The organism is Bradyrhizobium sp., from assembly GCF_030693485.1.
GTDB lineage: Bacteria > Pseudomonadota > Alphaproteobacteria > Rhizobiales > Xanthobacteraceae > Bradyrhizobium.
Window position 1 is genome coordinate 1 of sequence record NZ_JAUYAN010000349.1, and the last position, 9,078, is coordinate 9,078.

The following is a 9,078-nucleotide window of genomic DNA, read 5'->3' on the forward strand; positions in this document are numbered from 1 at the left end:
CTGAACAGAAACCGATCTACTGCCCAGCTTACGCCTTATTAGCCCAGCAAACGGCGACCACTCACATTGGGACGGGGGTTCCACTTGCCACATATGTGGCAATACTATCTTGAGGGACTGTTTGTATGCTGACTTCCAATAACCTGGCACTGGGAAAAACAACCCAGTCGCGCACGGCGCTCGCTCTTTTCGCCGCAACTCTCCTGCTCGGCGCAGGCGCCACCGAAGCCGCCGCCAAATCCAAAAAACATCATCATTCTCACCACGCGGCCAAATCGAAGGCCTCCCTGCTCGACGCCAATGCCTCGATCGCGCCTTCGTCGGGTACCGGACGCAGCTTCTCGGGAATCGCATCGTTCTATGGCAACGAGTCCGGCAGCAAGACCGCCTCCGGCCAGCGCTTCAACCAGAACGCCATGACCGCAGCTCACCGCAGCCTGCCGTTCGGCACCAAGCTGAAGGTGACCCATGGCGACCGCAGCGTCGTCGTCACCATCAATGATCGCGGCCCGTTCATTAAGGGACGCGTCCTCGACCTGTCGACCGGCGCGGCGAGCGCGGTCGGACTGACCCGCGCCAAGGGCCTTGGCCGGGTGGTCGCCGAGGTCATGTGACCCGTTCGGGCGTTTTGACCGCCCAGTGCTTCGAACAACTTCGGTAAGCGTTGCGTCCGAGTACGGCCGCAGAACTTCCTGCGTGCCGAACCAGAGCCTGCCGTCACCCCATGACGGCAGGCTTTTTTTGCGCTCCGCTCTCTCAACGTCATTGCGGATTCGATTTCAAACAGCGGATACACGGCCACGCTCTCGCGGCGGGAGACGCCCGAGGTTTGCATATCGTTCGCCCTCGATGAGGGAGCAGGGAATGCCGGATGCGCGCTGCACCCGCACACGAGCATACAGAGCAGCGGAGAACAGGATGCGTAACTCTATCAGCACGTCGTCCCTGCGAACGCAGGGACCCATAATCCCGGTCGGCTATTGCAAGAGCGTAACGCTTCAACGAGGCCACTTACACTTCCCGAAATTTTGGCTGCACGGCGTATGGGTCCCCGCGTTCGCGGGGACGACGGTGAGAGAGCGATCGCAGATTACAAGAAACTCTGCGGATCGACGTCGACCTCGAGCTTGAGGTTGCCTTTTGTCTTCGGCGCCGCAGCCAGCCATTCGCGCAGATATTCCGACAGGTCGACATTGCGCAGCGATTTGATCAGCAGCCGGAAGCGATAGCGGCCCTTGATCACGGCGAGCGGCGCTTCGGCCGGACCCAGCACCTGGATCCGCGCGTCGATCGGCGCGATCGCCGCCAGCTTGCGCGCAAAACCTTCCGCGGTGGGCCGGTCGCCGGCCGAAATGATCAGGCTGGCGAGCCGGCCGAACGGCGGATAGCCGGTGCGTTCGCGCATGTCGATCTCGCTGGCATAGAACGCCTCGCGGTCGCACGCCACCAGCGCCTTCATGACGGGATGGTCGGGCTGATGGGTCTGCAGATAGCCGACGCCGCGGCCCTGGTCGCGGCCGGCGCGGCCGATCACCTGGTTGAGCAATTGAAAGGTCCGCTCGGCGGCGCGCGGATCGCCGTTGCTCAAGCCCAGATCGGCGTCGATCACGCCGACCAGATTGAGCCGCGGGAAATTGTGGCCCTTGGCCACCAGTTGGGTGCCGATGATGATATCGACCCGCCCGGCCGCGATCTCGTTCAATTCGCTGCGCATGGTCTCGATCGAGGTGATCAGGTCGCTCGACAGCACCATGGTGCGCGCGTCCGGAAACAATTGCGCGGCTTCCTCCTGCAGGCGCTCGACACCGGGGCCGACCGCGACCAGCGATTCCTCGGCCTGGCAATGCGGGCAGACCTTTGGGCGCGGCATCGAGAAACCGCAGTGATGACAGACCAGGCGCTGGCGAAAGCGGTGATCGACCAGCCAGGCGTCGCAGATGGTGCAGGCGAAGCGATGGCCGCAGGCCCGGCACAGCGTCAGCGGCGCGTAGCCACGACGGTTGAGGAACAGTAGCGCCTGCTCCTTCCGTTCGATGGCGACTTGCACCTGTTCGGCCAGCACCGGCGAAATGAAGCGGCCGCGTGGCGGCGCCGCGCGGCGCAGATCGATCGCCTCGATATGCGGCATGTGCTGGCCGCCGAACCGCGCCGGCAGCACCACGCGCTGATAGCGGCCTTTTCGGGCGTTGACCTCGGTCTCGACCGACGGCGTCGCCGACGCCAGCACGATCGGAATTTTCGCGATATGGGCGCGCACCACCGCCATGTCGCGGGCGTGGTAATGCGCACCCTCGTCCTGCTTGTAGGCCTGGTCGTGCTCCTCATCGACGATGATCAGGCCTAGATTGCCGTAAGGCAGAAACAGCGCGGAGCGCGCGCCGACCACGACCGGCGCTTCCCCCGCCGCGATCGCCGCCCAGTTGCGCTGCCGGGTGCGCGGGGTCAGTTCGGAATGCCACTCCAGCGGCCGCACTCCGAAACGCTCGGCAAACCGGTCGAGGAACTGGCCGGTCAGCGCGATCTCCGGCATCAGGATCAGCGTCTGCTTTTCGCGCCGGATCGTTTCCGCGATGGCCTCGAAATAGACTTCGGTCTTGCCCGAGCCGGTGACGCCGTCGAGCAGGGCGACATGGAAACTGCCGTTTGCAGCGAGCGCCCGCATCGCATCCACGGCGGTGCGCTGCTGGCTGGTAAAGTCAGGCTGGGAGAAGGACGGATCGGGCGCCGGCGGCGGCAGCGCGCGGGGCATCGGCTCCACCGTCAGCGTGCCCTCGTCGACCAGGCCGTCGATCACACCGGCGCTGACGCCGGCCTCTCTGGCAGCCTCGGATTTGCCGTGCAGCAGGCCATCCGACAGAATATCGATCAGCCGCCGCCGCGCCGGCGTCAGGCGTTTCGGCGCAGCCCCGATCAGGCGCACGCCCATCCGCATCCGCTCGGGCCCGAGATGCTCGCCCATCCGCAACGTCATCCGCAGCACCATGCCGCGCGCCGACAGCGTATAGTTGGCGACCCAGTCAACCAGCGCGCGCAGTTCCGGCTTCAGCGGCGGCACGTCGAGCTTCTCGCCGACATCCTTGAGCCGGTTATGCAGCCGCGGATCGGGATTGGCGTTTTCCGCCCACACCACCGCGATCACCTCGCGTGGCCCCAGCGGCACGCACACCACATCGCCCGGCTTCAGATCCATGCCGCGCGGCACCCGGTAGGAATAGTTCTGATTGAGCGCGACCGGCACCAGCACATCGACGACGCGCGTCGATGATGCGGATGAGGTGGCGCGCGCGGAATGGTCCATCGGGGGAATCAGGCTCGAAGTCGGAGAAGGCGGGACTAACTTAGGACCGCGCGCGGGCCGGGGCCAGTGCAAGCCGCCGCCACCTTGGCCAGTTAGCGAACGGTAAACGAAAGAAGTGCGATATAGTCCATCAGAATCATCAGGGCAGCGCCGTGGCCAAATCCACCAAAGCGTCCGTTCAAGCGTCCGTTCCTGCCATCCAGCCGATCGAACTCGACTGCGCCGCCGAGGACATCACGCTGCAGATGACGCGCTGGCTATCGCATCTGCGCGCCGAACGGCGGCTGTCGCCGAAGACGCTGGAGGCCTATGCCCGCGATCTGCGCCAGTGCCTGGTGTTTCTCAGCCAGCACTGGGGCGGGCGGGTGACGCTGGCGCAGTTTGCCGCGCTCGAGGCCAGCGACGTCAGGGCGTTCATGGCGATGCGCCGCGCCGGCGATATCGGCGGCCGCTCGCTGATGCGGGCGCTGGCCGGTTTGCGCTCGTTCGGACGTTTCCTCGAACAGGAAGGCAGGGGCAAGGTCGGCGCGCTCTCGGCGATCCGCGCGCCCAAGGTCGGCAAGAGCCTGCCCAAGCCGATCCAGATGGCGGCAGCCAAACGTTTTGCCGACGCCGACGAACGCGCCGGCGATACCCGCGACCCCTGGATCTGGGCGCGCGACGCTGCCGTGATGGCGCTGTTATACGGCTCGGGATTGCGTATTTCCGAAGCGCTGGGCCTGAAGCGCCGCGAGGTGCCGTTGCCCGGCGAAGGCGACGTCATCATCGTGACCGGCAAGGGCAACAAGACCCGCATGGTGCCGGTGCTGCAAAACGTGCTGGCGCTGGTGCAGGACTATGTCGCGATCTGCCCGCATCAGCTCAAGCCGGAAGGCCCTGTTTTCGTCGGCGCGCGAGGCGGCCCGCTCAGCCCGCGAATCATTCAGCTCACCATGGAACGGCTGCGCGGCGCGCTCGGGCTGCCCGACAGCGCCACGCCGCATGCGCTGCGGCATTCCTTCGCCACCCACCTGCTGAACCGCGGCGGCGATTTGCGCGCGATCCAGGAGCTGCTCGGCCACGCCTCGCTCTCGACCACGCAGATCTATACCGGGATCGACAGCGAGCGGCTGCTGGAAGTCTACAAGTCGGCGCATCCGCGCGCCTGAGCCTCCCCCCTTCAAGCCTGACATACTGCCGTCACATAGGCTTGCCACTTGCGCCGGCCGCGGTGTTCGGTCAATCGTGGTTGCATTCCGCCAAGGGGGAGAGAATCATGGGCGCACATGAAAGCATGGAGCACGCGGAGCACGCCGAGCATGCATCCGGCTCCAACAAGAACATCGCACTGCTGATCGCCGTGATCGCGCTGTTTCTGGCGTTCTCGGAGACGCTGGGCAAGGGCGCGCAGACCGACTCGATCAGCAAGAACGTCGAGGCCTCCAACCTGTGGGCGTTCTTCCAGGCCAAGAGCATCCGCCGGACGGTGGTGGAGGCGACATCCGATCAGGCCCGCTTAAGCCTCGGCCTGATGGGCGACGATACCGCCAAGGCGGCGCTGGCGAAGCAGATCGACAACTGGAAGAAGACCGCGGCGCGCTACCGCTCGGAGCCGGAAACCGGCGAAGGTTCGGAGCAACTAGCCGCGCGCGCCAAGGAGGCCGAGAAGGCCCGCGATCTCTCGATGGCGCGCTACCATCATTACGAGGTCGCCTCGGCGGCGTTTCAGATCGGCATCGTGCTGGCGTCGGCCACCATCATCACCGGCATGATCGCGCTGGCCTGGGTCGCGGGCCTGCTGGCGGTCACCGGACTGGCCTTCACGGCGATCGGCCTGTTCGCGCCGCACGCGGTGCATTTGATGTAGCGCACGGGATTCTCAATCCCTCAGCGAACCTCCCTAATACGCGTTATCGCGCTTCGTGCGCGCGCTTGCGGAAGCGTTGGATGGTTCGCAGCGTTCGCGACAGCCAGCCGTCGCCATCGCCGCGCAAGGCTTCCCTGATCCGCAGCTTGATCGGATGGACCAGTGCGGCGGCTTTGGCCCGCAATGCCAGCACCCATTCATGGAGTTCTGCGAACCACTGCATTTGCAGCAATTTCGGCCGTGTCAGGTCAAAGACGAAGGCGGTCACGCCGAGGCCGAGGAATTTCGCAACCACCATCGTCGAGACGGCGCTGACCCAGTATTCATGGGCCAGCAGCCAGAGCCCCAACAGCTTCAGCGGAAACAGCAGGATGGCGGGCACGACGAACACGATCAGCGTCATCGCCGGCGACAGCGCAGCGATTTTCCCGGCGAGCCAGTGCTTGAAGGCGCGCAGCGGAATCCGCGCGACCACCCGCTCCACGATGGGCTCGAGGTGATCCCACAGCCATGCTTCGATCAGGAAGATGACCGCGAGCAGGACCCAGAGCGGTTTGAACAGGCGGCGCATCAATGTTGCCTCCGCCCGGCCGGGCGCAAATCACATATGGATGGCGCGTTTGCCGACCGCAAGCGCGGCTTCCTTGACGGCTTCCGAGCGGGTCGGATGGGCGTGACAGGTGCGGGCCAGATCTTCGGCGGAGCCGCCGAACTCCATCAGGACGCACGCTTCATGGATCAGTTCGCCGGCCTCGCGGCCGATGATGTGGACGCCGAGCACCCGATCCGTCCTCGCATCCGCGAGAATTTTAACGAACCCGTCCGTGGTCTGGTTGACCTTGGAACGGCCATTGGCGGTGAACGGGAATTTGCCAACGGTGTAGGCGATGCCGGCCTGCTTCAGCTCTTCCTCGGTCTTGCCGACGGCGGACACTTCCGGCGTGGTATACACGACGCCCGGGATAACGTCGTAGTTCACATGCCCGGCCTGCCCCGCGAGAATCTCGGCGCAGGCGACGCCCTCATCCTCGGCCTTGTGGGCGAGCATCGGGCCGGCCACGACATCGCCGATCGCATAGACGCCCTTCACGCTGGTGGCGAAATGCCCATCGATCTGGATGCGGCCGCGATTGTCGAGCGCGACGCCGGCCTCCTTGAGGCCGAGACCCTCGGTGTAGGGAACGCGCCCGATACAGACCAGCACCACGTCGGCTTCGAGCTTTTCGGCAGCCCCGCCTGCCGCCGGCTCGACACTGGCCGAGAGCGTCTTGCCCGAGGTATCGACGCCGGTGACCTTGGCGCCGAGCTTGAACGCAAAACCCTGCTTTTCGAGAATGCGCTGGAATTGCCTGGCGACCTCGCCATCCATGCCCGGCAGAATGCGGTCGAGAAATTCCACTACGGTGACCTTGGCGCCGAGGCGGTGCCACACCGAGCCGAGTTCCAGCCCGATCACGCCGGCGCCGACGATCAACAGGCTGGGCGGCACCTTGTCGAGCGCCAGCGCGCCGGTCGACGACACAATGCGCTTCTCGTCGATTTCGATGCCCTTCAGCCGCGCGATATCGGAGCCGGTTGCGATCACGATGTTCTTGGTCTCGACCAGTTGCGTCTTGCCGTCGCCGCCTGACACTTCCACCTTGCCGGTGCCGAGCACCTTGCCCTTGCCGGGGATGACGTCGATCTTGTTCTTCTTCATCAGGAACTCGACGCCCTTGACGTTGCCGTCGATGCCCTGCTGCTTGAAGTTCATCATCGCGGGGAGATCGAGCTTCGGCTCGGACACGCTGATGCCCATCCTGGCGAAGGAGTGCCCGGCCTCCTCGAACATTTCGGAGGCATGCAACAGCGCCTTCGACGGCATGCAGCCGACATTGAGGCAGGTACCGCCGAGCGTGGCGTTCTTTTCGACCACGGCGACCTTCATTCCGAGCTGCGCCGCGCGCACCGCGCAGACATATCCGCCGGGACCGGTGCCGATAATAACGAGATCGTAGGAAGCCATGATTGCAGTCCTGTAGCTGGAACGTGTGACAGGTATTAGCGCCCGCCCGACACATCAAGCGTGGTACCGGTGACGTAGGAGGCTTCGTCCGATATCAGCCAGACGACAGCATTGGCGATTTCGTCCGCCCTGCCGACACGCTTCATCGGCACCATCGGCGCAAGGCGCTGCGCCCGATCTGGCTCGCCGCCGGAGGCGTGAATATCGGTATCGATCAAGCCGGGGCGAATGCCTGCAACGCGAATGCCGTCGGTGGCGACCTCGTGGCTGAGACCGACCGTGAGGGCATCGATCGCAGCCTTTGAGGCGGCATAATCGACATAGGTGTTGGCCGAGCCAAGCCGCGCGGCGACCGAGGAAATGTTGATGATGACGCCGCCCTTGCCGCCGAATTTGGTCGACATCCGCTTCACCGCCTCGCGCGCGCACAAAATGGCACCCGTGACGTTAACGGCCATCACTTCCTGAATTCGCTGAGCCGTCATGTCCTCGACACGCACGCCGCTCTTGCCGACAATGCCGGCATTGTTGACGAGCGCGCCAAGCGTGCCGAAGCCGTCCGCAGCCTTGAACAACGCGAGAATGTCGCTCTCGTGACCGACGTCGCATTTCACGGCGATGGCCTTGCCGTTCTTGCCCTCGATCATGCTGACAACTTCGTCGGCCGCCGCCTTGTTGCTGGCATAGCCGACGACCACGCGAAAACCGCGCGCGGCCGCCGCAATCGCGGTCGCCCGGCCGATGCCGCGGCTTCCACCGGTGATAACAACTACTCTGTCGGTCAAGATTCGCCCCCTCGCTCGCCATTCCACCTATGACCAGCAGCGCCAACAGGACCGCGGCGCCGCGATGCCGCCCCGAGGCGGACATCCGGTTCGGAAAGCATCACAGATCCAGCACCAGCCGTGCCGGATCCTCCAGGCTTTCCTTGACGCGGACCAGGAACGTCACCGCTTCCTTGCCGTCGATGACGCGGTGATCGTAGGACAGCGCCAGATACATCATCGGCCGGATCTCGACCTTGCCGGCGATGGCGACCGGACGCTCCTGGATCTTGTGCATGCCGAGAATGGCGGATTGCGGCGCGTTCAGGATCGGCGTTGACATCAGCGAACCGTAGATGCCGCCATTGGTGATGGTGAAGGTGCCGCCCTGCATCTCGTCGATCTTGAGCTGGCCATCGCGGGCGCGGCGGCCGAAATCGGCGATGGTCTTTTCGATATCTGCGATCGACTTGTTGTCGCAGTCGCGCACCACAGGCACCACGAGGCCCTTGTCGGTGCCGACGGCGACGCCGACGTGATAGTAATTCTTGTAGATCAGGTCGGTGCCGTCGATCTCGGCATTGGCGGCCGGGATGTCCTTCAGCGCCTGTACGCAGGCCTTGGTGAAGAAGCCCATGAAGCCGAGCTTGCTGCCGTGCTTCTTCTCGAACATGTCCTTGTACTGGGCGCGCATCGCCATGATGTGGCTCATGTCGACCTCGTTGAAGGTCGTCAGCATCGCCGCGGTGTTCTGCACGTCCTTGAGGCGGCGCGCGATGGTCTGGCGCAGCCGTGTCATCTTCACGCGCTCCTCGCGCGCGGCATCGTCGGCCGGCGATGGCGCCCGCACCTGCACGGCAGCGGCGGGCTGATTGACCGGAGTCGGCGCCGAGGCCGCCTTCTCGATCGCAGCCAGCATGTCGCCCTTGGTCACCCGTCCATCCTTGCCGGAGCCGGGGACGGTGGCGGCATCGATGCCGCTCTCGGCGGAAATCTTGCGCACCGACGGCGCCAGCGGCGCGTCCGACGGCGCAGCTTTTGGCGCAGCAACAGGCGCGGCGGCAGCGGGCGCCGGCGCGGCAGGCGCGGCTGCTTTGGCCGGGGCCGCAGCGGGTTTGGCGGCGGCAGCGACAGCGCCGTCATTGATCTGGCCGAGCAGCGCGCC

At 65.0% G+C, this 9,078-nt stretch carries 8 protein-coding genes; 3 read left to right on the forward strand and 5 right to left on the reverse strand.

The features are described from left to right. Window positions 1-125 precede the first annotated feature (125 nt). Window positions 126-614, forward strand: a complete 489-nt coding sequence (locus Q8N40_RS25845) for a septal ring lytic transglycosylase RlpA family protein (RefSeq protein WP_305319772.1) — start codon at window positions 126-128, stop codon at window positions 612-614. 476 nt (window positions 615-1,090) lie between these two features. Here Q8N40_RS25845 and Q8N40_RS25850 read toward each other — a convergent pair whose 3' ends face one another. Further along, on the reverse strand, window positions 1,091-3,298 hold the full coding sequence (locus Q8N40_RS25850; protein WP_305713829.1) for a primosomal protein N': 2,208 nt from the start codon (window positions 3,296-3,298) through the stop codon (window positions 1,091-1,093). A gap of 245 nt (window positions 3,299-3,543) precedes the next feature. Between Q8N40_RS25850 and Q8N40_RS25855 the strand changes: the two genes are divergently transcribed. Both Q8N40_RS25855 and Q8N40_RS25860 read left to right on the forward strand, forming a co-directional pair. Further along, window positions 3,544-4,446, forward strand: coding sequence for a tyrosine recombinase XerC (locus Q8N40_RS25855; protein WP_305713835.1), 903 nt, complete (start codon window positions 3,544-3,546; stop codon window positions 4,444-4,446). Window positions 4,447-4,553: 107 nt separating this feature from the next. Then, complete coding sequence (locus Q8N40_RS25860; RefSeq protein ID WP_305713830.1) at window positions 4,554-5,144, forward strand: DUF4337 domain-containing protein; 591 nt, start codon at window positions 4,554-4,556, stop codon at window positions 5,142-5,144. 43 nt (window positions 5,145-5,187) lie between these two features. Here the strand turns inward: Q8N40_RS25860 and Q8N40_RS25865 are convergent, their stop codons facing one another. The 4 genes from Q8N40_RS25865 to odhB all read right to left on the reverse strand — a co-directional run. After that, the gene (locus Q8N40_RS25865) at window positions 5,188-5,718 is read right to left on the reverse strand and encodes a hypothetical protein (RefSeq protein ID WP_305713831.1); all 531 of its coding nucleotides are present in this window, start codon (window positions 5,716-5,718) and stop codon (window positions 5,188-5,190) included. 27 nt (window positions 5,719-5,745) lie between these two features. Then, entirely contained in the window at window positions 5,746-7,149 is a 1,404-nt protein-coding gene (gene lpdA, locus Q8N40_RS25870; protein WP_305713832.1) for a dihydrolipoyl dehydrogenase, read from the reverse strand. Window positions 7,150-7,184: 35 nt separating this feature from the next. Further along, entirely contained in the window at window positions 7,185-7,934 is a 750-nt protein-coding gene (locus Q8N40_RS25875; protein ID WP_305713833.1) for an SDR family oxidoreductase, read from the reverse strand. A gap of 100 nt (window positions 7,935-8,034) precedes the next feature. Next, on the reverse strand, window positions 8,035-9,078 hold a 1,044-nt coding region (gene odhB, locus Q8N40_RS25880; RefSeq protein ID WP_305713834.1), incomplete at its 5' end, for a 2-oxoglutarate dehydrogenase complex dihydrolipoyllysine-residue succinyltransferase.

Bases quoted from the DNA above. Each gene is read 5' to 3' on its own strand.
- Q8N40_RS25845 (WP_305319772.1), top strand. From the start codon at position 126: ATGCTGACTTCCAATAACCTGGCACTGGGAAAAACAACCCAGTCGCGC.
- Q8N40_RS25850 (WP_305713829.1), bottom strand. From the start codon at position 3,298: ATGGACCATTCCGCGCGCGCCACCTCATCCGCATCATCGACGCGCGTC.
- Q8N40_RS25855 (WP_305713835.1), top strand. From the start codon at position 3,544: ATGACGCGCTGGCTATCGCATCTGCGCGCCGAACGGCGGCTGTCGCCG.
- Q8N40_RS25860 (WP_305713830.1), top strand. From the start codon at position 4,554: ATGGGCGCACATGAAAGCATGGAGCACGCGGAGCACGCCGAGCATGCA.
- lpdA (WP_305713832.1), bottom strand. From the start codon at position 7,149: ATGGCTTCCTACGATCTCGTTATTATCGGCACCGGTCCCGGCGGATAT.